This window comes from Geminocystis sp. NIES-3709 (genome assembly GCF_001548115.1).
Classification (GTDB): domain Bacteria; phylum Cyanobacteriota; class Cyanobacteriia; order Cyanobacteriales; family Cyanobacteriaceae; genus Geminocystis.
The window spans coordinates 937,013-961,912 of sequence record NZ_AP014821.1 but is presented as its reverse complement, the minus strand read 5'-3'; the positions used below and the strand labels follow the sequence as shown (position 1 = coordinate 961,912).

At 33.1% G+C, this 24,900-nt stretch carries 22 protein-coding genes; 11 read left to right on the top strand and 11 right to left on the bottom strand.

What is annotated here, in order from left to right; translation table 11 throughout:
- The first annotated feature begins 45 nt into the window (after positions 1-45).
- Positions 46-459, top strand: a complete 414-nt coding sequence (locus tag GM3709_RS04115) for a type II toxin-antitoxin system VapC family toxin (protein WP_066116556.1) — start codon at positions 46-48, stop codon at positions 457-459.
- A 49-nt stretch (positions 460-508) separates the two neighbouring features.
- Here the strand turns inward: GM3709_RS04115 and uvrA are convergent, their stop codons facing one another.
- A complete protein-coding gene (gene uvrA / locus GM3709_RS04110; protein WP_066121714.1) occupies positions 509-3,337 on the bottom strand; it encodes an excinuclease ABC subunit UvrA in 2,829 nt (942 codons plus the stop codon).
- Between the two features lie 143 nt (positions 3,338-3,480).
- On the opposite strand from uvrA, the gene GM3709_RS04105 reads away from it, so the two are divergent.
- The 3 genes from GM3709_RS04105 (at position 3,481) to GM3709_RS04095 (ending at position 5,378) form a co-directional block, all read left to right on the top strand.
- Positions 3,481-4,068: a Maf family protein gene (locus GM3709_RS04105; protein ID WP_396229701.1), complete on the top strand. Its 588-nt coding sequence runs from the start codon at positions 3,481-3,483 to the stop codon at positions 4,066-4,068.
- A 62-nt stretch (positions 4,069-4,130) separates the two neighbouring features.
- Complete coding sequence (locus GM3709_RS04100) at positions 4,131-4,460, top strand: hypothetical protein (protein WP_066116552.1); 330 nt, start codon at positions 4,131-4,133, stop codon at positions 4,458-4,460.
- Between the two features lie 63 nt (positions 4,461-4,523).
- On the top strand, positions 4,524-5,378 hold the full coding sequence (locus tag GM3709_RS04095) for a hypothetical protein (protein ID WP_066116550.1): 855 nt from the start codon (positions 4,524-4,526) through the stop codon (positions 5,376-5,378).
- Between the two features lie 69 nt (positions 5,379-5,447).
- Here the strand turns inward: GM3709_RS04095 and GM3709_RS04090 are convergent, their stop codons facing one another.
- Both GM3709_RS04090 and GM3709_RS04085 read right to left on the bottom strand, forming a co-directional pair.
- Positions 5,448-5,861: a hypothetical protein gene (locus GM3709_RS04090; protein WP_066116548.1), complete on the bottom strand. Its 414-nt coding sequence runs from the start codon at positions 5,859-5,861 to the stop codon at positions 5,448-5,450.
- A 69-nt stretch (positions 5,862-5,930) separates the two neighbouring features.
- Complete coding sequence (locus GM3709_RS04085; RefSeq protein WP_066116546.1) at positions 5,931-7,088, bottom strand: quinone-dependent dihydroorotate dehydrogenase; 1,158 nt, start codon at positions 7,086-7,088, stop codon at positions 5,931-5,933.
- A gap of 402 nt (positions 7,089-7,490) precedes the next feature.
- Here GM3709_RS04085 and GM3709_RS04080 point away from each other — a divergent pair, with 402 nt between their 5' ends.
- Complete coding sequence (locus GM3709_RS04080; RefSeq protein ID WP_066116544.1) at positions 7,491-7,793, top strand: hypothetical protein; 303 nt, start codon at positions 7,491-7,493, stop codon at positions 7,791-7,793.
- 262 nt (positions 7,794-8,055) lie between these two features.
- Here GM3709_RS04080 and menB read toward each other — a convergent pair whose 3' ends face one another.
- The 4 genes from menB to GM3709_RS04060 form a co-directional block, all read right to left on the bottom strand.
- On the bottom strand, positions 8,056-8,889 hold the full coding sequence (menB, locus tag GM3709_RS04075) for a 1,4-dihydroxy-2-naphthoyl-CoA synthase (RefSeq protein WP_066116543.1): 834 nt from the start codon (positions 8,887-8,889) through the stop codon (positions 8,056-8,058).
- A gap of 73 nt (positions 8,890-8,962) precedes the next feature.
- Entirely contained in the window at positions 8,963-9,685 is a 723-nt protein-coding gene (locus GM3709_RS04070) for a lipoate--protein ligase family protein (protein ID WP_066116541.1), read from the bottom strand.
- 4 nt (positions 9,686-9,689) lie between these two features.
- Positions 9,690-10,391, bottom strand: coding sequence for a hypothetical protein (locus GM3709_RS04065; RefSeq protein WP_066116539.1), 702 nt, complete (start codon positions 10,389-10,391; stop codon positions 9,690-9,692).
- 48 nt (positions 10,392-10,439) lie between these two features.
- Positions 10,440-11,954, bottom strand: coding sequence for a bifunctional pantoate--beta-alanine ligase/(d)CMP kinase (locus GM3709_RS04060; protein ID WP_066116537.1), 1,515 nt, complete (start codon positions 11,952-11,954; stop codon positions 10,440-10,442).
- Between the two features lie 28 nt (positions 11,955-11,982).
- Between GM3709_RS04060 and GM3709_RS04055 the strand changes: the two genes are divergently transcribed.
- Positions 11,983-12,585: a pentapeptide repeat-containing protein gene (locus GM3709_RS04055; protein ID WP_082712935.1), complete on the top strand. Its 603-nt coding sequence runs from the start codon at positions 11,983-11,985 to the stop codon at positions 12,583-12,585.
- A gap of 302 nt (positions 12,586-12,887) precedes the next feature.
- Positions 12,888-13,898 (top strand): transposase, encoded by a 1,011-nt coding sequence (locus tag GM3709_RS04050; RefSeq protein ID WP_066116535.1) that lies wholly within the window; start codon positions 12,888-12,890, stop codon positions 13,896-13,898.
- Between the two features lie 160 nt (positions 13,899-14,058).
- On the opposite strand, the gene GM3709_RS04045 is transcribed toward GM3709_RS04050, so the two are convergent.
- Positions 14,059-15,426, bottom strand: a complete 1,368-nt coding sequence (locus tag GM3709_RS04045) for a diguanylate cyclase domain-containing protein (protein ID WP_066116533.1) — start codon at positions 15,424-15,426, stop codon at positions 14,059-14,061.
- A gap of 459 nt (positions 15,427-15,885) precedes the next feature.
- Positions 15,886-18,648, bottom strand: a complete 2,763-nt coding sequence (locus tag GM3709_RS04040; RefSeq protein WP_066116531.1) for an ATP-binding protein — start codon at positions 18,646-18,648, stop codon at positions 15,886-15,888.
- A 155-nt stretch (positions 18,649-18,803) separates the two neighbouring features.
- On the opposite strand from GM3709_RS04040, the gene GM3709_RS04035 reads away from it, so the two are divergent.
- Positions 18,804-19,445 (top strand): DUF922 domain-containing Zn-dependent protease, encoded by a 642-nt coding sequence (locus tag GM3709_RS04035; protein ID WP_066116529.1) that lies wholly within the window; start codon positions 18,804-18,806, stop codon positions 19,443-19,445.
- A gap of 85 nt (positions 19,446-19,530) precedes the next feature.
- Here the strand turns inward: GM3709_RS04035 and GM3709_RS04030 are convergent, their stop codons facing one another.
- Positions 19,531-20,706, bottom strand: coding sequence for a transaldolase (locus tag GM3709_RS04030; RefSeq protein ID WP_066116527.1), 1,176 nt, complete (start codon positions 20,704-20,706; stop codon positions 19,531-19,533).
- 316 nt (positions 20,707-21,022) lie between these two features.
- Here GM3709_RS04030 and htpG point away from each other — a divergent pair, with 316 nt between their 5' ends.
- Together htpG and GM3709_RS04020 are read left to right on the top strand one after the other, a co-directional pair.
- Positions 21,023-22,981 carry a molecular chaperone HtpG gene (gene htpG / locus GM3709_RS04025; protein WP_066116525.1) on the top strand — a complete coding sequence of 653 codons (1,959 nt, stop codon included), beginning with the start codon at positions 21,023-21,025 and terminating at the stop codon, positions 22,979-22,981.
- A 192-nt stretch (positions 22,982-23,173) separates the two neighbouring features.
- Positions 23,174-23,440 carry a hypothetical protein gene (locus GM3709_RS04020; protein WP_066116524.1) on the top strand — a complete coding sequence of 89 codons (267 nt, stop codon included), beginning with the start codon at positions 23,174-23,176 and terminating at the stop codon, positions 23,438-23,440.
- 39 nt (positions 23,441-23,479) lie between these two features.
- On the opposite strand, the gene GM3709_RS19555 is transcribed toward GM3709_RS04020, so the two are convergent.
- Positions 23,480-24,432 (bottom strand): IS630 family transposase gene (locus GM3709_RS19555; protein ID WP_144439385.1). Its coding sequence is split into 2 segments (ribosomal slippage): positions 23,480-24,096 and positions 24,096-24,432, totalling 954 coding nucleotides; the frame shifts between segments, so codons are not numbered across the junction.
- A 112-nt stretch (positions 24,433-24,544) separates the two neighbouring features.
- Between GM3709_RS19555 and GM3709_RS04005 the strand changes: the two genes are divergently transcribed.
- Positions 24,545-24,862 (top strand): hypothetical protein, encoded by a 318-nt coding sequence (locus GM3709_RS04005; protein ID WP_066116522.1) that lies wholly within the window; start codon positions 24,545-24,547, stop codon positions 24,860-24,862.
- The last annotated feature ends 38 nt before the right edge of the window (positions 24,863-24,900 follow it).

Below are 24,900 nucleotides of genomic sequence, written 5' to 3'. Positions count from 1 at the left end.
TCGACTGTTTTGCTAATTGTTAACCTTTTTTATTAATATATTTTAATGTATATTTTAGATACTGATCATCTTAGTATTTTAGAACGTAATGGCAAGGATGCGGAATGTTTAAAACTTAAATTGAAAAATATTAATCCTCAAGAAATAGCTGTGAGTATTATTACTTATCAAGAACAAATACAAGGATGGTTAAGTTTAGTTAATAAATCCAAGAATATTAATGAACAGGTAAATATTTATAAAAAACTCAAAAAACAGTTAATCAATTATTGTCAAATTCCCATTATTGATTTTGATGAAAAAGCGGCTAAAGAATTTGAAATTCTTAGGAAAAAATATAGTAAAATAGGAACGATGGATTTAAAAATTGCTTCGATCGTAATAGTAAATAAAGCTGTTTTACTTACGAGAAATAGTCGTGATTTTGAGCAAATTCAAGATTTATTAACAGAAAATTAGACATAAAAATCAATTAATTTTATCCTAATGATAATTATTTTTTCTGTTTTTATCGTAAACAAGATTTTAAATACTTAGCCAAATAAGATTTTTTAGATTTAGCTATTTTTTCCGGTGTACCAACGGCGATTATTTCTCCTCCTTTATTGCCTCCTTCCAAACCTAAATCAATAATCCAATCAGCACATTTTATCACATCTAAATTATGCTCGATAACGACGATCGAATTTCCTTTATCTGCTAATTTTTGTAAAACATTTAATAAGTGATGCACGTCATAAAAAGATAAACCTGTAGTGGGTTCGTCAATCAAATATATGGTTTTACCAGTGGCACGGCGAGACAATTCCGTAGCCAGTTTCACCCGTTGCGCTTCTCCCCCCGATAAAGTAGGTGCAGACTGCCCTAATTTGATATAAGTTAAACCAACATCGACAAGGGTTTGGAGGCGATTTACCGCACGAGGGATATTTTCAAACACTTGCAAGGCTTCCTCTACCGTCATATTTAACACATCGGCGATCGAAAATCCCTTATACTTAACTTGGAGAGTTTCCCTGTTATACCTTGCACCCTTACAAATATCACATTGTACATAGACATCGGGTAAGAAATTCATGGAAATCACATTGACACCTTGACCGCTACAGGCTTCGCATCTTCCCCCCTTGACGTTAAAAGAGAATCTACCTGCTTTGTAGCCTCTGGCTTTAGCTTCGATGGTTTCCGTGAATAACTCCCGAATGACATCAAAAACCCCCGTATAAGTGGCAGGATTCGATCGAGGAGTACGTCCGATGGGGGATTGATCGATTACAATAACTTTATCAACAGATTCGATGCCTTCCAATGTGCCTAATTCTTTGGGGAAGGGTACATTACGGTTAAGATGGTGTTGGAGGGAAGGGTATAATAACTCATTGATGAGGGTAGATTTACCGCTACCAGATACCCCAGTTATACAAACAAATTTGCCGAGAGGTATCTCTACATCGATATTTTTCAGGTTGTTACGGTGACAGTTTTTGAGAGTTAAAAATTTACCGTTGCCTTCTCGTCTGGTGGTGGGTATTTCTATTTTTCTCCTGCCCGATAGATATGCACCCGTCAAGGATTGTTCACATTTTAAGAGATTTTCATAGTTTCCCTGATAGACAATTTCGCCGCCGTGAACTCCAGCTTTGACACCAATATCAACAATATGATCAGCAGATTTGATCGTGTCCTCATCATGTTCTACAATAATTAAAGTATTATCGAGATCTCGTAATTTTTTTAAGGTTTTTAATAGTCGATCGTTATCCCGTTGATGTAAACCGATACTAGGCTCATCTAAAACGTATAAGACACCTGTTAAACCTGAGCCTATTTGAGTGGCTAATCGGATTCTTTGGGCTTCTCCTCCTGAAAGTGTCATAGCAGTACGATCGAGGGTAAGATAGTCTAAACCAACATCGAGTAAAAATGTGAGGCGTTGCTGAATTTCCCTTAAAGCTAATTCGCCGATTTGGGCTTGTTTTGGGGTTAATTGAATATTATTGATACGGTTAACACATTCACCGATAGAGACGCTAGTTAAATCATAGATAGAATATTGCCCTAATTTTACGGATAAGGCTTCGGGTTTAAGACGTTTACCGTGACAAACTTCACAGACTTGATAGTCTAAATATTGCTCTAATTTTTGCTTAATAATTTCAGAATTAGTCTCTTGATAGGTTTTATCTAACATAGGAATCACCCCACGATAATAACCATACTGAATATTTTGAATTTCCTTATCGCCGTAGAGGATAATATGCTGTTGTTGAGGGGTAAGACTATCCCATGAATCAGAGAGTTTAAATTTATACTCCTTGCTGACGTATTCAAGGAGAGAGAGATAATAGGGGTTATCTTTTTCCGCCCAAGGGGCGATGGCATTGATTATTTTGGCTTTGGGATCAGGTATGATTGAATGAGGTGAAAACTGTCTTAAACTACCCAACCCGTGACAAGACTCACAAGCCCCATAGGGCGAATTAAAGGAAAAAAGACGGGGGGATAACTCCTCCATCACTGCTCCATGAGTAGGACAAGCAAACTTCTCCGAGAATACTATTTGCTCCTCAAAAAATTTTGCGTCTTCTCTTTGCGTCTTTGCGTCTTTGCGAGAGATAACCCCCTCACCAGAAAAAATTTCAACCAATGCAATACCATCAGCAATTTTGAGACAAGTAGAGAGAGAGTCAGCTAACCTTTCCTGAAGATTCGGTTTAACGATAAGTCGATCGACTAAAACACTGATATGATGAGATTGTGAGGCTTTGAGTTCAATATTATCGGCTAATTCTCGAATTTCGTTATCAATCTTAACTCTTACGAAGCCTTGAGAGCGTAAACTAGAGAGTAACTGGTGATGATTACCTTTTTTTCCTCTAACAACGGGTGCTAATAAATGTATCTTGGTTTTTTCGGGTAAAGATAAAATTCGATCGATCATCTCATCGATGGACTGGGGCGTGATAGAATGATCACAGATTGGACAATGGGGGAATCCTGCCCTACCATAGAGTAATCGTAAATAATCGTAAATTTCAGTAACAGTACCTACCGTCGATCGAGGATTATGGGAAGTGGACTTTTGATCGATAGATATAGCCGGAGATAAACCTTCTATACTATCAACATCGGGTTTATCTAACTGTCCTAAAAATTGTCTTGCGTAGGAACTCAAAGATTCTACATATCTGCGTTGCCCTTCAGCAAAAATAGTATCAAAGGCAAGGGAAGATTTTCCGCTACCAGATACCCCCGTGAAGACAATTAACTTATTGCGGGGTAAATCTAAATCAATATTTTTTAAATTATGTTGTCTTGCACCACGAATATGAATCATCATTTAAGTAATTAGTAAGAATTTTGGCTCTTTTAGAGTATTTATGATAATTTAAGAGTGACATATTTTAGAAAATAATAAAAAATAATTTCAACTTTTTGGCGTCTTTGCGTCTTCGGGAGAGAAAACTAGCATTATAAAAAATTATGACTCAATTTGTTTTGGCATCCGCATCTCCTGCTAGATTAAAACTATTAGAAATGGTAGGAATTAAAACGATCGTATGTAGTAGTAACTATGACGAATCTCAAATTAATCTAAGCACAACAGTAGATTTAGTAAATACTTTAGCATGGAAAAAAGCGGAAATAGTAGCGGAGAATTTTTCTGACGCTTTAGTTTTAGGCTGTGATTCTGTGCTGGAAGTCGATGGTGAAATTTATGGTAAACCAAATAACCCTGAAAATGCCATGAAAAGATGGCAAAAAATGAGAGGAAAAGTAGGAAAATTATACACTGGTCATGCTTTAATAGACACGGGGAAAGACCAAAAAATTATTCGTTGTGGCATTACAGAAGTTTTTTTTGCCAATATTGACGATTCTTCGATCGAAAGTTATGTTAGTACAGGAGAACCTCTCAAATGTGCTGGAAGTTTTGCTTTAGAAGGTAAAGGAGGATTATTTGTCGAGAAAATAGTAGGTTGTCATAGTAATGTCATTGGCTTAAGTCTGCCTTTGCTACGAATAATGTTAGAAGATTTGAATTATAAAGTCACCGATTTTTGGTAAGTTATTAAGGAAAATTTGAGTTAAGCTAATTGAAAGAAAAAATTTGAGGTTATCGATTAATAATGAGTAAAATTGAAGAAGTTAAAGCCAAAATCAGAGAAGGAAACATCGAAACAGCAATGGCAATGGCGATGGCTGAAGCCATGAAATTAGAGATAGTTACGACAGTTAATGATGGAGATAATTCTTCTCATTCTCAATGCTATCGCAGTAATATTGATTTATTAAATAATGAAATCGATCATCAACTTGATGAAGTTCAAAATAATAATCAAATAGAAAAATTACATTTTCATGAAGTAGAAAAATCTCACGAAAAAATATTACAAAATGTTCAAAGTTTACAGAAAATGTTCAACTTATTGCAAGAAAGTTTAAATGAGATAAGCTAAAAAGCTAATTAAAATTAACAATATTTTATTTATATATTTATAACTAGGGAGTCATCTAAAATAATGAGCAGTTATGACAAAATCAAAGATTTAATAGAGAAAAAAAAGTTATCTGAAGGTTTATTGTTAGCTTTAAGTAACAGTTTAAAAATTAAGTTAACTACCAAACAACAAGTTAGTAAAATAGAAACAGATATTGATTTACTTAAGGGATTAAATACTCATATTAATGATAAAAATTTGCTATCTAAAGATAATTATGCTTTAAATTTTCATCAGAAACAACTAGAAAATATATATCAAACTTGGGATAAAAATAGGGAAACTTTAGTTACAATATTTAAAATAATTAGTGGAAGTTCTGTTGATATTAATTTTATTTCTGTAGAGCACGAAAAATTCTCGGAAACGGATGATAATTTTGACGATAATTTTAATGATTTTGAAGAAGAATCTTCCATAGAAAATTCTTTTACCATAGATGAAGAAGATAAAGATAATATCAATGATGATGTATCTGAAAACTGGATTGATGATTTAAATAATGATGTAGAAGATTCTTTCTCCCAGAAAGAGGAATTGGAAAATGTCTCGGAAGAAGTATCTTTAGAAGTGGCTTCCGAAGAAGAAGAAGAAATATTTAATTCTGAGGGGGAGGATATTTCTATGGAAGAAGAATCGGTAGAAGATGAAAACTGGGGAGATTTAATGGGAGAAATGTCGGAAGAAGAAGCCTTAGTTTCTGAAGAAATTATAATGGATAATGAAAATGAAGATGTCTCTCCTGATTTAGAAACTGATGACGATTGGGAAGAATGGTTAGATGAAGATAATTTACCTAATCATAATGGAGAGTATAATCCTGAAGCGATCGACTGGAGTGAGGAAAATTGGCAAGAGGAAGAAGAAGCTAGTTAAGACTATAAATTACGAAAAAGGTGAAAGTAGAATGGAATAAATAGAGGAAAAATGTCTGAAAATCAATGATTATGGACATCTATTAACCAAATCTGGACGGCTGAGATAAAATTGATCATAGTAAGCCTCGAAAGCATTAATTTCTCTTTCCCTTGCTTGTTGTAAAGTCGTGGAATTGACTATACCCTCTTGTTTCAAATATTGTTTAGCTATTTGAGCCGCTTGACGATTTGCCATAGCACCAGAAACAGCACAGTCTCGTAAAATTGGGTTAGTTAATTTTTTAGCCGCTTCACCAGCTCGTTGATAATTAATAATAGCTGTATCATAATCTCCTTGTTGACTGGCAGACCATGCTCTACTATTATATTCGTTTACTTGAGCTCCATAGGGGGGTACTTGACCTATTGTCATAGGAGATTTAAGTAATAATAAAGAAACGATCGTACCTGCGTGAAATAGAAATTTAGTAGTTAAACTCATTTTTTTTTAAATAAAGTACTTGTTAAAAATAATATTTATCTTAGATTAAAAAAGCCTTTTCGACATAATTTATTTAGGATTATTATCGTTATTTTTTTGTGCTTCTATACCAATGGCTTGTTGTATGTGATTAAGTCCATTTTCTGCCAATTTTACAGTTAAGCCTTCTAAAATTTCTTTAACAACCCAAGGGCCTTCATAAATCCAACCGCTATAAAATTGTAATAAACTTGCTCCTGCTGTAATTTTTTCCCATGCCGATTCTGTGTCAAAAATACCACCTACGCCAATTATAGGCAAATTACCCCTAGTTTCTTGATAAATAAACTTAATTACTTCTGTCGATCGAATTCTTAACGGTTTTCCACTAATTCCTCCTGCTTCCTCTGTAATCGGCTTACCTGTGGCGGGTAAAATCTCGGTTTTTAATCCATCTTTTTTAATGGTAGTATTTGTGGCAACTATCCCCGATAAATTATATTGTTGAGAAGCCCTTAAAATTGACGTTATCTCATGCCATTCTAAGTCTGGTGCAATTTTAATCAAAATCGGTTTTTCACCTTGATTTTCGTTTTGTAAACCCTCTAGGATTGGTTCTAATTGTTCTGTTCCCTGTAACGATCGAAGTCCGGGAGTATTAGGAGAACTGACATTGACGACAAAATAGTCTGCATAAGAACGTAAAAGACGAAAACTACTAACATAATCATCAGCCGCTTGATCTAATTCAGTAATTTTAGATTTACATAAGTTAATACCGATGGGAATAGTACGAGGATGTGTTATCCATGTCTCGTGTAGTCTTTGTGCGATCGCCTCTGCACCATCATTATTAGCACCCATGCGATTAAGAATTGCTTTATCCGCTGGTAAGCGAAACATTCGGGGGGAAGGATTACCAACTTGAGGATGAAGGGTAACAGCACCTAATTCCGCAAAACTAAAGCCAAAACTTGACCAAATTCCAGCCCCTTGAGCATTTTTATCAAATCCCGGTGCTAAACCTAAAGGATGAGAAAAGTTTAGATTCCATAAAGATTGACATAGAGAAGGATGACTATAACAGAAAGATTTTTCCATTTCTCGAATAGTCCATTTTCCTACAATATTCTTCCTATTCAAACTTAATTGTTGTAATAAATTGAGGCTTTGTACATGGGCAAGCTCAGGATTACCTTGTAAAGAGGTAAAAAAAGCAGGATATAAAGGTTTAAGAAGATTTAACATTTGTTAAGAATAATCAAGAAATTAACGATATTTTTGGATTTTTTATACTCTTTTTTTTCATGATCACTCCCATAATTGCAGAAAAATAACCTAATTTTTTTCAAAGAAGTGCTTAACAATATAATTCCTTTTTTAGTAGATTTTAGATAGTTTTTTGTTGATCCCCACTGTATCTTTTAATACATTATTTCGATCGACAACTAAAACTTTATCTAACTTTACTAAAGTTAAACTAAATATTTAGATCTGTTAAGCAATAGTTAAAACAATATAAAAGAAAAAACCTCAAAAAAAGGTGATCCTTCTAGGTAGAAGCCATTTCTAGGCAAAAAAGCCTTGATCCCGAATAGTTAATAATAGAAAGAGATAAAAAACTGTTAGATAAATTTTTATAGTAAGAAAATGAAAACCAATAAATATTGTACTTCTGCTTGTCGTTATTGTCAATTTTATAATCCGGAAGGAAGACGAGGGGGAATGTGTTCACAATTAGGAGTTTTAGTTCAAGGAGAATGGAAGTCTTGCCACTTGACAACCCCAGTGTTTAACACTGAATGGAAAACTATTCCTGAAATTGCCTTACTTGAAAAATCTTTTTCTTTAGGATGTGCTACTGTTCAAGGTACATTAGAGGTGGAATCAATTTTAAATACTAATCAAGAAACAAGAGTCTCATCAGAATTACCCATTTCTAAATCTGTTTAATTATTAATAAAAATTAATTGTATAAGCATAAGTTACTAGGATAAAAGTTGAACTATATTTTAGTTATCATAACGGGCATTTTTTATTCAATCATTCATTTTCTTAACTCCGCTAAATAACATCAACAAACCTCCTAGTAAAATAATTATGGCTAGTATGCCTAAAATTGAATCTAACTTATCTATTTCCATATTTTTAAAACTAAAAAAATTAATTATATCTTCACTTTACTTTGTCTTCCTCATTTCCCATTCCTAATTTTTTAGGGTAGCCAAGGATATTGACGAAAATTTGGCGATCGCTTTTCTAAAAACGCCTGTTTTCCTTCTGTACCTTCTTCCGTGAGATAATATAATAAAGTAGCATTTCCAGCTAATTCTTGTAATCCTGCTTGACCATCACAGTCAGCATTGAAAGCGGATTTTAGACAACGGATTGCGGTAGGACTTTTTTCGAGTATTTCCTGAGCCCATTTGATTCCTTCATTTTCCAACTCTGAGATAGGCACTACTGTATTAACTAATCCCATATCTAAGGCTTCTTGGGCATTATACTGACGACACAAAAACCAAATTTCTCGGGCTTTTTTTTGTCCCACAATTCTGGCAAGGTAACTAGCACCAAAACCACCGTCAAAACTACCCACTTTCGGGCCTGTTTGTCCAAAAATAGCATTATCTGCGGCGATCGACAAATCACAAATCAAATGTAATACATGACCACCACCGATGGCGTATCCTGCAACTAAAGCAATAACTACTTTAGGAATAGTGCGAATTAATCGCTGTAAATCCAATACATTTAGACGAGGAATACCGTCATCACCAATGTATCCTGCTTTCCCTCTGACACTTTGATCACCACCGGAGCAAAAAGCATATTTGCCGTCGGTATGAGGGCCTGCGCCCGTAAGCAAAATTACTCCAATAGTTTGGTCTTCTCTCGCATCACAAAAAGCATGATAAAGTTCAAACACCGTTTGTGGGCGAAAAGCATTACGTTTATGAGGTCTATTGATAACTATTTTCGCAATACCATCATACTTAAAATATAAAATATCTTCATATTGTCCAAAGGCTTCCCAATTTACACTCATGAAAAATTAATTGCCTAAATTTTATGGTAGTGGAATATTATATCTGAAGAAAGTCGTCTTTTTTCCCAAAGATTTATAAAGTAATCATTTTTTGAATTTGGTTTAACTCCTGTGGCGATAAAGGTTGAATCTCAAACTGACAGTTAAAATAATCTTCTGCGGATTTTGTTAATATATTTACGATCGATTCCAAACAGATAGAAGACGATAAAATAGTTTTGGGGGGTACGGTATTAAAAACTTTCTGAAATAACTCTTTATCAGGCTTTAAGAGCATTGAACCATGTTGTAGAGTAAATTTGCCCTTTTTAAGTTGTGAACTGCCTATAAACTTATTTCCCGCTCGATCGACTAGATCTGCATTAGTAGCTAGTTTGAAACAATTAGCTGAGTGTAAATATTGTCTTTCAGGTTGTCCAAATTGTAAATCAACTCCTAGTTTTTGCCATCCCAAAATTAAGAATTGACATATTTGCCGATACACTTGATCTAAATTTCCATCCAAATGGGAGGTTATCACCATATAAGTTAAATCTCCTTGATGTAATACTCCTCTCCCACCACTAGGACGTTTCACCAAATCAATGGGTTTTCCTTGATAAGTTAAATTTTGCCAATGACTAGGAAAATGTCGTTTTTGGCTAACTCCTAATGAAATGGCTGGGGGATTCCATGTATAAAATCGGAGTGTAGAGGGATGATTGTATTTTTGATGTTGTATTAACAACCACTCATCGATCGCCATGTGTAATTTACCATCTCCCTTCATTAAAGGAATAAAACGCCATTTATTCATTTTTTTATTGTACTCCGATCGATCGACCACCAGAGCCAAAGACTAAAACTCTATCTTGAGAAATAGGCTCCCAACCTACTTCATAACCTAAACTCCAAGCCTTTTCTCTAGCGACTCTAAAAGCCTCAAAACTATCGGGGCGCACGATAAAAGCAAGATAATTTACATTAGGATTTAATTGTGTTAAAATTTCACTAAAATTAGATGTTTTGTCTTTTAATTCTTTTGTGTTTTCTCCTAAAGATGAAGGTTTAGACTCATACATTAAAGAACCATTATCAGTGAAAGTAATTGAATAATTATTGTTATCATAGTAAAAATTTTTTAATTTAATATTACGACTTTTATTACACTGTTCATATTTGTCAATTTCTTGGATATAAAAGTTATATAAATAAGAAGGAATATTTTTAGGAATATCTGGAGTTCGGCAATTGGGTAAAGTAGCTAAAATTGTATCGATTTCTTGCTCTAACTTAGGATCACTAACTAAAAAAACTTGATTGTTTCTAATTTCAAAAAATTTTCCAATTTTCTTTGTTTCTGAGCGTAAAGGTGTGCGAATAACTGTTCCAGCTTCTACTGCTAATAAACTTACAAATAAACCAACAAACATTAAAACACCTACAGTATTTGTCAAAATATCTAAAAATGAATCTAAATTTTGACCCGGATGATTATTTGTTCTAATTCTTCTTTTTCTCATTATTGTTTGGTAAATATATTAATATTTAGCTTATTTTTTATAATTTTATTATTGAACATAACTTTTAATTTTATTAATTACTTCTTCTATAGTTAAATTATCTGTAATAATCTCGATCGAGTTTTCTGCTTTTTTCAACGGTGCAATATCACGAGTACTATCAAGATAATCTCTATGTTCAATATCCGCAATTAACTGCTCTAAATTAACATTATTTTCTCCTTGATTTTGTAAATCCATTAATCGTCTTTTTGCCCTTGCTTGAGAAGATGCTGTTAAAAAAATCTTAAATTCTGCTTCTGGAAAAACATTAGTACCAATATCTCTACCTTCGGCTACAATTCCCCCTTGTTTACCATATTCCTGTTGCAATGTTACCATTTTTTCCCTAACAGCTTTTTGCGCTGCAACTTTCGATACGTTAGCGGTAACGGCAGAAGTGCGAATTTCTTTAGTTACGTCTTGGCTATTAACTTTTACCGTGACGGGTATTTTTAAATCTTCACTTGGTAACAATTCAATTTCTGCTATATTTACTAATTGTTCAATAGAGTTTTCATCGGTGATATTGATATTATTTTTCATGACTAACCATGTAATTGCTCGATACATTGCCCCCGTATCAAGGTAGATGAAGCCTAATTCTTGAGCTAAACGACGGCTAACGGTAGATTTTCCAGCTCCTGCAGGTCCATCTATAGCTATAATTGGTTTTTTCACGGTTAAAATAATATTATCTATTAAACGAGTTTCACCACAAAACGCAGCGATCGCCATTAAAGCAGAATCAGTGATAATTGTCAAGGGTTGTAATGTTTTTCGATCGACTATTTCAGCATATTGTAGAGTTAAATTATGATGATCTTTAAACTGATTTTTAACAATTTGAATTAAATTTTTAGTATTTTTTTCTCCTTTTAAAAAAGCCCCTTTTGCTATATTTAAACTTTTAAATAATAAGATGGCTTCTTGTTTTTCTGCTAAAGTTAAATACTGATTACGAGAACTTAAAGCTAACCCCGATTCTTCCCGAATAATAGCACAAGATTTTATTTTTACTGGAATATTAAGATCATTGACCATTTTTTTTATAATTGCTACTTGTTGTGCGTCTTTTTGCCCAAAATAAGCGATATTTGGCTTAACTAAATTAAATAATTTCGTCACAATGGTAGCGACACCCTGAAAATGTCCATCTCGATATTTACCACATAAAACAGACATCATCGATGCTGGTGGTATAACTAAAGTAGTTTCTTCCTTTAACGGATAAATTTCTTCATTAGATGGAGTAAATAAAAGATTAACTCCTAATTTCTCACATATCCTCTTATCTTGCTCTAATTGTTTCGGATATTTATCCAAATCTTCATTTTTGCCAAATTGCAAAGGATTAACAAAAATACTGACGATCACATAATCATTCTCGGCACGGGCTTGTTTAATTAAACTTTCGTGTCCTAAATGTAACGCCCCCATGGTTGGCACGAATCCTACACTAATATTAGATGAAATTTTCGATCGTTCTTTCTTTAATTTAGTGATTCTCGTTACAATTAACATTGATATAAAAGATTATTAATAATTTACTATGACCAATTTAACTAATTCATTTTACCGTTTTAGTGTTAATTGTCTTTTTTTACTCATCAATCCTATTTCGGGAAAAGATTGTATGATTTCTACTCGATTTTTAACGATAATTTGGCGTGTATTTTGTGTCTTTTTGCTTTTGATTTTAAGTATTGCCTTAATATTGTTAACACCTCAACCCGTCAATGCAGAAATTCTTAATTTTACTTATGCCGAATTAGAGGGAGCAGATTTTTCCCATCGAGACTTGACAGGTTCGGTGTTTGCGGCTTCTAATATGCGTAATGTGTCTTTTCGTGATTCTAATTTGACTAATAGTATCATGACGGAAGGAGTTTTACTTAATGCAGATTTGCGAGGAGTTAACTTTACTGGGGCTTTAATCGATCGTGTTACTTTTGACTTATCCGATTTACGAGATGCTATTTTCGTTGATGCTATTGCTACTCGTACCCGATTTTATGATACTAACATAGAAGGTGCAGACTTTTCCGATGCCGTAATCGATCGTTATCAAATAAATTTGATGTGTAAAAGGGCAACAGGTATAAATTCCGTTACGGGAGTTGCCACCAGAGATAGTTTAGGATGTAGAGAATGACGAAACCTTTAAACCTTTAATCGTGAAGGGTTTTAATTTTTAATTAAATTAGCTTTTACGATCTGAAAGTTTTCGCATTTTATCACATTGATTCTTTTTGACTAGAACGAATCGCACTGCAAGATCTAAATACAAGTTATAGAACTTACGCATTGACAAATAACTCAAAAAGTGTATAGCTTATTTTTAGTATTTTAAAATACACTTTATCAATGTCATCCTTGGATTTCTGTCAGCAATCTTGACAAAACTCTTCTTTTACCCAGAAAATAGTTATTCATTTTGGCACTGAATATTTAGAGATGAAAATTAAATCAAAAGCAACAAATTCTAATTGTAATTTAGCTATTTATATTCTTTTTTTACTTTCAGAACCTAAATATGTCAGTTGCGTAAGATTATCTAAAATTTTGAATAATTTATCTCATGATTCTGTCAATCGATTTTTAATTACACAACAATATGAACCTCAAGATTTATTTGACCAAGTAAAAGAATTTATTATTTTAAAAGGAGGAACATTAAGTGTTGATGATATGGTAATTGATAAACTATACAGTAATCATCTAAAATCAGAATTAATTGATTACTATTGGTCTGGAAAACATCATAAAACCGTAAAAGGAATTAATTTAATTACTTTATATTATACAGATGTAAATGACATTTCAGTACCGATAAATTATCGAATTATTAATAAGCAAGAAGGAAAAACAAAACACGAATATTTTTTAGAAATGTTAGGGGAAATAAAGCAATGGGGGTTATTTCCAAACATCATAACAGGAGACAGTTGGTATGGTAAGAAAGAAACCTTAAAGTTCTTTAAAGACAAAGAACAGAGCTTTTTATTTGCTATCCAATCTAATCGTCAAGTTTCCCAGAAAAATAAAAAATTTGTCAGGGTAAAAGACTTAGAAATTCCTGAAGAAGGTTTATTAGTTTATTTAAAAGAATTTGGCATAGTTAAAGTATTTAAAAAGATGTTCAAAAACGAATATCGTTATTATGCTATATGGTTATCAAATTCTGAAGAATTAAATGAAATAAATAGGGAAACTTTTAACTCAATTCATGACAAACATTGGGGAATAGAACAATATCATAGAGCCTTAAAACAACTATGCAATATTGAAAGATTTCAAGTTAGGAAAACCGAGGGAATCAAAACCCATATATTTAGTTCAATTGTCGGTTTTATCCAATTAGAATTAGCACGATTTAATTCAGAAATAATAAATTGGTATGACCTGAAAAGAAATATGTTTAATGAAATAATTCGTTCTTTTATTATGAATCATTTACCTGCATAATTTATTAAAAAATTACTTGGTTTCTAATCAGATTAAAATTAGATAAACATATTTTTCCTTTTTTGTCAATGCGTAAGTCCTAAAGTTATATCAAGTTCGGATAATCAGTTGTAATGAAATTTTGTGTTATGAGTGGTCTTTGCGAGAAATTCTACTATAATTATTTAATCGAATCTGATATTACTCGATTTCGTCCTTCTTTTTTCGCCGTATAAAGGGCATTATCCGCTTGACTAATTAAATCTTCTAAACTGTTTTGTGCTGTAGGAATAACACAAGCTAATCCTAAACTTATAGTAAGATGCTGAGTAATACGAGAAGTTTGATGGGGAATAGCAAGAGAATCAATGGCATTTCTCAAAGACTCTGCCACCTTAAACCCTCCTTCGATGTTAGTATTGGGTAAAATAACGGCAAATTCTTCACCGCCATAACGAGCGACTAAGTCTCCGTGTCGATACAGGGCTTTAGTAATAGCCTGAGCGACTTGAATTAAACACTCATCACCTTTTTGATGTCCATAATGATCATTATAAAGTTTAAAACAGTCAATATCAATCAAAATAAGAGTTAAGGGTTGATTTTGTCGTTTATTTCGTTGCCATTCTTGGGCTAAATAGTCATTGAAGCGTCGTCGATTAGCAATTTGGGTTAAGCCATCGGAATTAGCCATCAACTGCAACTTTTTATTGGCTTCTTGTAGTTTTAATTCCATCTTCTTTCGCTCTGTAATGTCTCGTACAGTAATGGCAAAACCATCACCCAATTTTACGGCAACAAAGTGATACCAAGAAGGTTGCCCCACAGGATAATTAACATCTTCAAATAATGGTTTTCCTGTTTCTACTATACTCACAAATCGATCGAACAGAAGGGGGTTAAAACGGGAAAGAAATTTTTTTAGCACTAATTTCCCGACTAAATCATCATTATTACGTCGAAAAACTCTAGCCATAATAGGATTAACAACTAAACACCGAAAATCTTTAATTACTCCTGTTTGCGATTCTCTGACAGCTTGTAATGCCGCCACACCATCTAATGCTGAATTTAAGACACTAGAAAGTAATGCCCTCGATTGATAAAGTATTTCTTCTGTTTCCTGTCGTTTTCTAATTTCTTCTTGTAAAACATTTTTTTGTCTTTGAATAGTAAGTTGATTTTCGACTCGTGCGACAACTTCTTCAATTTGAAAAGGTTTAGTAATATAATCGACACCGCCACATTGAAATGCCTTAACTTTGTCGAAGGTATCATCTAAAGCACTGATAAAAATAATGGGAATATCTTGTAAATTTTCCTGAGTTTTAATTACCTGACAAATTTGATAACCGTCCATTTCTGGCATTTTAATATCCAAGAGAATGACATCAGGTTGTTTGACTTGAAGGGTTTTGAGTGCCATTCTACCACTGGTCACACTACGAACTGTATAGCCAAGTTTTATCAGTAAATCGCCGAGTAGTTGTAAATTTTCTGGTAAATCATCTATTAGTAAAATATTACCTTTCGTTGGCTCACTCATCATAATAAATATGATATTTTTATTTCATCCATTATACGATAAAAATCTATCCATTATTTTATCATAAAAATAATTTAATAAGTTGTACCTAGAGTTATTAAAAGATGAAGGTGTTAGAATTTAAAAAAATAAATTTTGATATTCAGAGAAAAAAATTATTATGAGCAATCTATCTGTCACAATAGTATTAAAAGCAGTTGATAATTTAACTGGAGACGAGAAGATTAAATTAATGGATTATTTAAGCCAATAAATAAACAATCAACCCTTAAAAAAAGAGCCTAAAAATTTAGTAGAATTATTCCAAAAATCTCCTTTAGTGGCTGTTGATATTGATATAAAACGTCAAGAGGATTTTGAACACAAAGAATTAGAATTATAATCTATATTTTAGTTATCCGTAATCAAAAAGTTTTTGAAGGGAAGAAAATTGTGGTTTTTAATCCTTTTGAAAATTTAGATTTATTTATTGATAATTGGTTCTATTAAATCAAGAATTTGCTCGAATTGAAATTGACGGACTAATTTAGTTAATTCTTGGGTAAAAATTGCTTCGGTTTGAGGAATTTCTTTAATTAAATTCATTACTTGTTCTGTGTCGGCTTCCATGAGGGCTTCTGATAATTTTATTATCCAGTTTTTTGGCATTATGTAGAATTTTTGTGATGTTAATAAGGGCAATTCATTCATCTTTGCAATAGTTAGATTTTTTTGATTTTGTACTGTCATTTCGTCATAAATATATTTAACTCCTAAATGTTTAGTTAACGTTTCAAAAATGGTATTTTCTCTAAAAGGTTTACGGAGAAAATCATCACAACCGGCTGATAGGAGAATGGCTTTTTCTTCTTCTAAGACACTAGCGGTTAAGGCAACGATAGCGGTGGCACTACCTTTAACATGAGATTTTATATATTTCGTGGCTTCATAACCATCCATGACGGGCATTCTCATATCCATAAATATTAAGTGGGGTTGCCATGCTTCCCATATTTCGATCGCATTTTTACCGTCATTAGCTTCTTTGATTTTAAATCCTAAAGGTGCGAGAAGTTTAATTAATAATTGACGATTAATCTCTTTATCATCTACCACCAAAAGTTTATAAGTCGGTTGGTTCGGAGCAAGGGCTAAAATATGTTTAGTCTCAATATTGTTAATATTAGTTTCTTTGCCTAATTGTACTTGAATAAAAAATTTAAAGGTTGTACCCTTTCCTAATTCACTTTCTACGGTAATATCTCCCCCCATTAGCTGTATATATTGGCGACTGATAACTAATCCTAAACCAGTACCTTCTTGGGCTTGTTGCCCTGATTGTGTTTGACTAAAAGCCTCAAATAATTTACCTAAATCATCTTGGGCAATACCTACTCCTGTATCACGAATGGTGAAACTTAATGTATAGTTTTCTGTATTTTTATTTTCTTGGGCATTAATGGTTAAAACGACTTCTCCTTCTTGAGTGAATTTCAAGGCATTACCTAATAAATTTAGTAAAACTTGACGCAATTTGATGCTATCGGTATTAATATAACGGGGTATATCATTAGTTCGATGAAACCTTAACTCTAATCCTTGATTAACCGCCTTTAAGTGCAACATATCTTCTAAATCATCTAATAAGCAGTATAAATCGCAGTCAGTCTTATTGAGAGTTGTTTTTCCTGCCTCTATCTTTGAAAAATCAAGAATATTGTTGATTAAGTTCAACAAATACTCACCGCTACGATGAATAATACCAGCATTTTCGTATTGCTCTGAGGGTAAATTTTTGGTACGCATCATCACCTGAGAAAAACCAATGACTGCATTTAAGGGCGATCGTAATTCATGACTCATATTCGCAATAAAGGTGCTTTTAGCTTGGTTAGCCACTTCGGCTTTTTCTTTAGCTATAGCTAATTCGGCAGTACGTTCAACTACTCGTTGTTCTAAAGTTTCAAAAGAACTTTTTAACTGACTTGCCATAGCATTAAAAGAATCTGCTAAAGTTTCTAATTCTGTAATACCTTTAATTTTTACTTCCTGATTTAATTCACCTCGTGCGATCGCAATACTGGCATGACTTAATCCCTTAACTGGTTTAATAATAAAATTTGAGGTGATAATGCCTAATCCAGTGGCAATGACTAAAGTTAATAGACAAAGTAAAATTGTCGTTTTGGTATTAGCATCAATTTCCGACATAAAATCTGATCGAGGAATCATTTTCACCAGAAGCCAATTTAAGCCATATTCATCTTGATAAGGTTGAATATGAACAAATAATAAATCATCCTCAAAGTTAACCGTCAAAAAAACTGGGATTTTAATTTGAGTTAAATCAGGATATTGTTTTTGTAATTCTAAGCCAATGGCTCTTGTTTGGGGGTTTTGACTTTTAGTGACATTTAACAGAGTTAATTTTCCACTATCATCTTTAAAATAGGGAATTTCTAAGGTGGACGTTGCAATCAAATTCCCTTCTTGTTCAATAATAAATGTTTGTCCTGAAGGAGAGAATTTTAACTCATTTAAAAATGTGCTAATTGTGCCTAACCTTACCCCACTATGAAAAACACCTTGCAAATTTTTCTGATTATCATAGATGGGAAATAAAGTATTAATCACTAAATTTGATGTTGCTTTATCGATAAAAATTGGTCCCCAAGTTTGTTTTTTCTTCTGTTTTACGGTAAGATACCATGGTGTCGATCGCATATCAGGACCATTAGTTTTAGTTTCCAATAATTTATATTTTTTACCATAATTGTCAACCTGATAAATGTTGGTTGTTCTAATATCTGGTAGAGCAATTTCCCTTAAGATAAAGGTATCTTCTTTTTGATTTTCTCTAGGTGAAAAATACATAATATTTTCCCCTTTTTCATTTGCAAATCCTGTGGCTGATAGGGTAGTCGATAAATTAATTTGTTGCCAAAGGTGCGATCGAACTGTCTCAATATCTTTAATATTAAGGCTACCTCGTTGAACAGCTTTATAATTAATCGCCACTGCCTGTTGTTTATTTTGTAAATAATTATCAAGATGATCATGTATGCGATTACCTGTCTGATTCATTAACTGATTAGCTAATTTATTGACAGCAGATTCTCCACTGCGAAAAGATAGATAACCAACTAAACCCACTGCACCCATAATTTGCAAGACAAAAGGAATAATTAACACCAATCTGAGGGAAATTTTTCGGGATTTTGGCAATTTTTGTGGGGGGCTAATCATGGGTTAGAGAACTGTTATTATTATGAATTGATCCAATTAATTATCTTTTCAAATTAAAATTTATTTCATTATAATTAGGAGATTCAGTATAGGATCTTTAGATTAAAAGAATTTGAGGAGTTTAAGAACATTGAACTAGGGAATTTTGACTTATAATGAAAATCTTTTTTAGAAAATCTGCTGAAAAAAGTCATGTACAAATGATTAACAAAAAATCTATTTCTTTATTATTATTAATTTTAATAACAGTATTTTTTACTATTATTTTAAACTTAATTGTTCAGGCAAAGCCATTAATTAATATTACTACTAACTATTATAGTGTCACAGGAAAAACTGTTCAAGAAATAGCTAACAACTTATATAATAACAGTCCTGTTGTTTTTCAAGGAAAAAAATATCATGCTTATACATCATGGAATGTAAAATGGAATTTTTACTGGCAAAAATATAGTAATTATTGTCAAATCACTTCCGTTAAAACATCTGTAGATGTTAAATATACTTTACCGAAACTAATTAGTTATTCTGGCTTATCTTCCCCGATTAAAAAAAAATGGGATAGTTACTATAAAGCCTTAATTAATCATGAAGAAGGACATAAAAATTTTGGAGTGAATTCAGCTCAAAATATTGAAAAAGCTATTCTTAATATGGATAAAAAAAATACTTGTCCCGAATTAAAAAAATCCGCTAATAATATTGCTCATAACATTATAAAAAAATATGTCGATCGAGAAAAAGAATATGATAGAATAACCCATTACGGTGTGAAACAAGGGGCGATTTTCCCTTAAAAAAAATCTTGTATAGCATTTGTATAATTGTGAGTTGATACATCACTCTATTACTCATCGACAATTTAATGTTTCTTAACCCATATTAACTAGCTTTGGCGACATAAAGAACTGCACCTAAACCAGAAGCCATTTCTTCAGGAGTAATTTTACCATCATGGTTAATATCAAGGGCGTCGAATACGGCATCAGCACCTGCCCATTCTTCACGACTAATGAAACCATCTCCATCTAAATCATACACATGAAAAATATCACCTACAGCATGGGCTAAAGTTTCATCACCTTCTAATCTAGCTAAACGACTCGTTAAAAGTTGCTCAAGGGTTTCTAGTGCTTTAGTAAAACCAATAATACCTTCTTCTAGTTTTTCCGAAGCCATTTTATCTTCCGAGTGCATTTTGTCGAAAGTGGCTTTATCTACTGTTATTTGCTCAATATCCAGAGTTAAAGCTGTTTGTGGGCATAATTTACGGGGTAACTCTCCTTCAGTATTGCTTAATTGTTCTAGCAGTTTCGGGGAAATTGTCAACAAATCACAACCTGTCAGCTCAATAATTTCGCTAATATTGCGAAAACTTGCTCCCATAACTTCAGTTTTATAACCGAATTTTTTGTAATAGTTATAAATTTCAGTAACAGATTGTACTCCCGGATCTTCCCCTCCTGTATAATCTTTCCCAGTGGTTTTCTTATACCAATCTAAAATTCTACCCACAAAAGGAGAAATAAGAGTAACTCCAGCTTCCGCACAAGCTACCGCCTGATGAAAACCGAATAAGAGAGTTAAATTGCAGTGGATACCTTCTTTTTCAAGAATTTCGGCAGCTTTGATGCCTTCCCATGTGGACGCAATTTTGATCAGAATACGCTCTTTTCCAATTCCAGCTTTTTCGTATTGGGAAATTAGATAATGAGCTTTTTCGATCGTACCTTCTGTATCATAGGATAAACGAGCATCAACTTCTGTAGAAACCCTACCCGGTACAATATTTAAAATTTGTTTCCCAAAAGCAACTGCTAACCAATCTATCGCCAGTTTAACTACGGTATTCGTATCTGCGTCGTCTCCTAACTCCTGTCTAGCTTGTTTTAAGGTATCATCGACAATGCTTTGATACTCAGGCATTTGTGCTGCTGCCGTGATAAGAGAAGGATTAGTGGTGGTGTCTCTGGGAGTAAAGTTTTCAATGGCTTGGATTTCTCCAGTATCTGCTACTACGATCGTGTATTGTTTTAATTGTTCTAGTAAATTAGTCATTTTTCTTTCACATTATTAGTATTCCTCTCCCAAAGACGCAAAGGGATGTAGTTATTTTCCCTGATTTTTGAGAGTCTCTTTCTTCTAATGATAATCACAAAAAATTGGAATACGAGTTAAGTTTCGTTAAAGATTTGTGGCAATAGCTTCCTTATAATTTACATAATGTTACTCATTAACACCAAAAAATCTCTTAATTCGGTAAACCACATCTTGATATATTAGGATTCCCTATGACATGATGACAGATAGACTAGCCATAATAATCAGAAAACTGGCTTTTATATTGTTATTACATTAAAGTAAAGAAAAAGCTATGACTACCGTATTAGAAAAGGGTAATATTTCTATCCATACTGAGAATATATTTCCCATTATCAAGAAATCCCTTTATACAGATCACGAAATCTTTTTAAGAGAATTAATATCTAACTCCGTTGACGCTATTTCTAAGGCAAAAATGGCATCATTGGCAGGAGAAATTACTAACGATTTACCCGAAGCAGAAATTACTGTCACCATTGATAAAGACAACAAAAACCTTTCCATCACCGATAACGGTATCGGCATGACAGTGGAAGAAATCAAAAAATATATTAACCAAGTCGCCTTTTCTAGTGCTGAAGACTTTATTACTAAATACGGTAAAAGTGCCAATGATTTAATTGGGCATTTTGGCTTAGGCTTCTATTCCGCCTTTATGGTGGCAAAGCAAGTAGAAATCGACACCTTATCATACCGTGAAGGTGCAACTGCTGTCCACTGGTCTTGTGATGGTTCACCCGAATTTCAGTTAACAGAATCATCTCGCACTACCCCCGGCACAACTATCACCCTTACCATCATGGATGAGGAAACGGAATATTTAGAGGAATCTCGTATTAAAAACCTGATCAAAAAATATTCTGATTTTGTACCAGTCGCCATTAAAATGGGCGATGAGCAAGTTAACCGTCAAAAAGCCTTATGGAAAGAATCCCCTCAAAATCTTACTGATGAGGATTATTTGGAATTTTACCGCTATTTATATCCTTTCCAAGAAGATCCTTTATTATGGGTACATCTCAATACTGATTATCCTTTTTTACTCAACGGTATCTTATATTTCCCTAAATTAAGACCCGATGTTGATGTTTCTAAAGGGCAAATTAAGTTATTCTGTAACCAAGTATTTGTAAGTGATCATTGTGAAGAGATTATCCCTGAATTTTTAATGCCATTAAGAGGTGTTATCGATAGTCCTGATATTCCTTTGAACGTTTCTCGTAGTGCTTTGACTAACCATCGCACTGTCAGACGCATTGCCGACTTTATCAGTAAAAAAATCGGCGATCGACTCAAATCCTTATACAATGACGATAAGGCAAAATATATCAGCAGTTGGGAAGATGTTGGCACATTTGTTAAATATGGTGCATTGAGAGACGAGAAATTTAAGAAACAAGTAGAAGATTTAATTATTTATCGCACCACCTATCAAGCTGATAAAGTTGAAGAAAAACCCAAAGTTGAAGTTGACTCTGGGGATGATGCTTGGAAGGATGTTACCCCTGATAATAACCAACCTTATACCACTTTAAACGAATACTTAGAGCGTAACAAGGAAAAACACGAAAAACGAGTATTCTACTGCAATAACGCTCAAACTCAAAGCACTTACGTTGACTTATACAAAAATCAGGGTATTGAGGTGTTATTCATGGATTCTTTCATTGACACTAACTACTTTATCCCCTTCCTTGAGAGAGAATATACTGATGTGAAATTCTCAAGGGTTGACTCGGAGTTAGACTCTAGTTTGGTGGAAGAAGACAAAGCCAACGAAATTGTTGACGCTAACAGTAATAAAACTCGTGCAGAAGTAATTAAAGAAATTTTCGAGAAGGCAATTAATAAGCCTAAAGTTAACGTTAAAACTCAATCCCTAAAAGCGGAAACCCAAGAAGAAACACCACCAGCGATGGTATTGTTACCTGAAGCCATGCGCCGTTTCCAAGAAATGACGGCAATGATGCAACAACGGGAGATGAAATTTCCTGAAGAGCATATGTTAGTAATCAACACTGCTCATCCTTTGATTGAAAATATCTATCAACTTAATAAGGGTGCAATTATCCAAGGTAGTGGTGAATCACCCACTCAGGAAATGGTTAACCTCATGTGTCAATATGTCTATGACTTAGCTTTAATGGCACAACGGGCATTCGATGCAGAAGGAATGACGGCATTTGTAGAACGATCGAACAAAGTGTTAACAAAACTAACCAAGCGCTAAAATGTAGGGTGGGGTAATGCCCACCTTTTTTATGAGAAAATATCACCCTTTCAACTCACAATAAAATAAATAATTGATATTTGTAAATATGTGGAAGTTTAGTTTTAATTAAAGTGCTAACGAAACAAACCAAGTGCTAAACTCAACGATAAGATGAGATTTTCTCTCCCTTAAAAGTTTTTATGTATTATTATGATGGTGAATCAGTTAGAGAAAATAATTAATTTAGTAGAAAAAACACAAGAAATAGAGATTAATATTAATAGTAAACCGATTTCGATACAACAATCTAAATCAAGAGAAAAAAAGAATTTAAAAAATAAAATAAAAAATATAACAAAACAATTTGACTTTATATTATATGAAGATGTTCAAGTTGATATTCGTTGGCTAATTTCTGAACAAGAAAGATATGAGTGGATTCATCCCCTGATGTGGATAACATTATCAAACCAATAATTGATGCCATCTCAGGAAAAAATGGAATTATAGCATTTATCAGAATGATGAGGTACAGTAACAGCAATGGGTGAACCAATTGTGCATATCTAACTGTGTTACTTGCTCCATGGCTTTTCCAATCGCCTCTACTAGATCATGATAATTTCTCGGTTTTAGTTTTCTGATCTGATTTTTGACTTTCGACCAAAAATTTTCAATGGGTGAAAAATCTGGGGAATAGGGTGATAAATACACCAATGATGCCCCCACTTTCTCTATTTCCTTTCTAATTGTTTCTCCTAAATGAATTTTTGCATTATCCATAACTACACAAGCTCCCACCCATAATTTGGGCACTAAATCTCTGATCACAAAAGCTTCAAAAGTTAATCCATCTACAGAACCATAAATATTTCTTGATGCTACTACTTCCTTTAAGGATATTGCCGTCACTATAGAAACATTACCCCCTCTTTTCTGGGGTTTTTCTCCTCTGACTCTGTACCCTTTTTTTGCCCTACCATAAAGGCGAAGCATTGCTAAATTACTTCCCGATTCGTCCACAAAAATTAAGTCCTCTTCATTAATTTCTCTCACTTTATCCCAATATTCAGATCTTTTTTGTTGAACTCTCTCACTATGTTTTTCTGTGGCATACAGTGTTTTTTTTTGACAGTATCGTCAAATTTACGACTGATTCTGTCAATAGTCGATGTACTGAGTTTAAGTCCAGTTTTTTTCTCAAATAACTCGGCTAATTCCCAGAGAGTAGCATCATTATTTTCGTTGATAATTTCTAACAGGACAACCGTTTGTTCAGGATTTATTTTGGGGGGTCTTCCCCCTGAATGACGAGGTTTGAGATCCCCAGTTTCTTGATACTGCTTGATTATCTTTTGTACAAAACTTTTTGCCACACCAAAATTCTTAGCTAATTGACGAATGGAGCATTGTTGCTTTTCACGAGCATGAATAATCTTTTGTCTTAAATCCAAAGAGTAGGGACGCATTAGATTAATGTTAATATCGTCTAAATTTTTTCATCTCAAAATTGTACCTCATCATTGTAAGAAACGCTATATTATTAATGATTGTCAAATTCAGTCTGTTAGTTGTTATTGGATGGATTTAGGCAAAATAGAGCAAAATATTAATATTTGCATTAAAATACTTCAACCTGAAGGATGGATATTAAAAAATGAACTTGTTTTTATTCATATTCAAAAAGGATTGTGTTATCCTACACATAAAATATTTCTTCAAAATAATGAAGTTAAAAAATTCAAAGAAATATTAGAAAATGTATATATAAATTATAGACAAAAAAGAGAATCTGAAGGTTTTCCTTATGATCATTATAGATCATTTTTTCTGCGAAATCGTTTATTTCATATATCAAGATTAAAAGAATTTGATGTGATTAATTTATCTGAACTTTAAAGATATTTAGTACAATTTTGAGAGATCAGTTATAAACA

What these genes read in the sequence shown, in the direction of transcription:
- GM3709_RS04115 (WP_066116556.1), top strand. Translation starts at nt 46, where the DNA reads ATGTATATTTTAGATACTGATCATCTTAGTATTTTAGAACGTAATGGC.
- uvrA (WP_066121714.1), bottom strand. Translation starts at nt 3,337, where the DNA reads ATGATTCATATTCGTGGTGCAAGACAACATAATTTAAAAAATATTGAT.
- GM3709_RS04100 (WP_066116552.1), top strand. Translation starts at nt 4,131, where the DNA reads ATGAGTAAAATTGAAGAAGTTAAAGCCAAAATCAGAGAAGGAAACATC.
- GM3709_RS04095 (WP_066116550.1), top strand. Translation starts at nt 4,524, where the DNA reads ATGAGCAGTTATGACAAAATCAAAGATTTAATAGAGAAAAAAAAGTTA.
- GM3709_RS04090 (WP_066116548.1), bottom strand. Translation starts at nt 5,861, where the DNA reads ATGAGTTTAACTACTAAATTTCTATTTCACGCAGGTACGATCGTTTCT.
- GM3709_RS04085 (WP_066116546.1), bottom strand. Translation starts at nt 7,088, where the DNA reads ATGTTAAATCTTCTTAAACCTTTATATCCTGCTTTTTTTACCTCTTTA.
- GM3709_RS04080 (WP_066116544.1), top strand. Translation starts at nt 7,491, where the DNA reads ATGAAAACCAATAAATATTGTACTTCTGCTTGTCGTTATTGTCAATTT.
- menB (WP_066116543.1), bottom strand. Translation starts at nt 8,889, where the DNA reads ATGAGTGTAAATTGGGAAGCCTTTGGACAATATGAAGATATTTTATAT.
- GM3709_RS04070 (WP_066116541.1), bottom strand. Translation starts at nt 9,685, where the DNA reads ATGAATAAATGGCGTTTTATTCCTTTAATGAAGGGAGATGGTAAATTA.
- GM3709_RS04065 (WP_066116539.1), bottom strand. Translation starts at nt 10,391, where the DNA reads ATGAGAAAAAGAAGAATTAGAACAAATAATCATCCGGGTCAAAATTTA.
- GM3709_RS04060 (WP_066116537.1), bottom strand. Translation starts at nt 11,954, where the DNA reads ATGTTAATTGTAACGAGAATCACTAAATTAAAGAAAGAACGATCGAAA.
- GM3709_RS04055 (WP_082712935.1), top strand. Translation starts at nt 11,983, where the DNA reads ATGACCAATTTAACTAATTCATTTTACCGTTTTAGTGTTAATTGTCTT.
- GM3709_RS04050 (WP_066116535.1), top strand. Translation starts at nt 12,888, where the DNA reads ATGAAAATTAAATCAAAAGCAACAAATTCTAATTGTAATTTAGCTATT.
- GM3709_RS04045 (WP_066116533.1), bottom strand. Translation starts at nt 15,426, where the DNA reads ATGATGAGTGAGCCAACGAAAGGTAATATTTTACTAATAGATGATTTA.
- GM3709_RS04040 (WP_066116531.1), bottom strand. Translation starts at nt 18,648, where the DNA reads ATGATTAGCCCCCCACAAAAATTGCCAAAATCCCGAAAAATTTCCCTC.
- GM3709_RS04035 (WP_066116529.1), top strand. Translation starts at nt 18,804, where the DNA reads ATGAAAATCTTTTTTAGAAAATCTGCTGAAAAAAGTCATGTACAAATG.
- GM3709_RS04030 (WP_066116527.1), bottom strand. Translation starts at nt 20,706, where the DNA reads ATGACTAATTTACTAGAACAATTAAAACAATACACGATCGTAGTAGCA.
- htpG (WP_066116525.1), top strand. Translation starts at nt 21,023, where the DNA reads ATGACTACCGTATTAGAAAAGGGTAATATTTCTATCCATACTGAGAAT.
- GM3709_RS04020 (WP_066116524.1), top strand. Translation starts at nt 23,174, where the DNA reads ATGATGGTGAATCAGTTAGAGAAAATAATTAATTTAGTAGAAAAAACA.
- GM3709_RS04005 (WP_066116522.1), top strand. Translation starts at nt 24,545, where the DNA reads ATGGATTTAGGCAAAATAGAGCAAAATATTAATATTTGCATTAAAATA.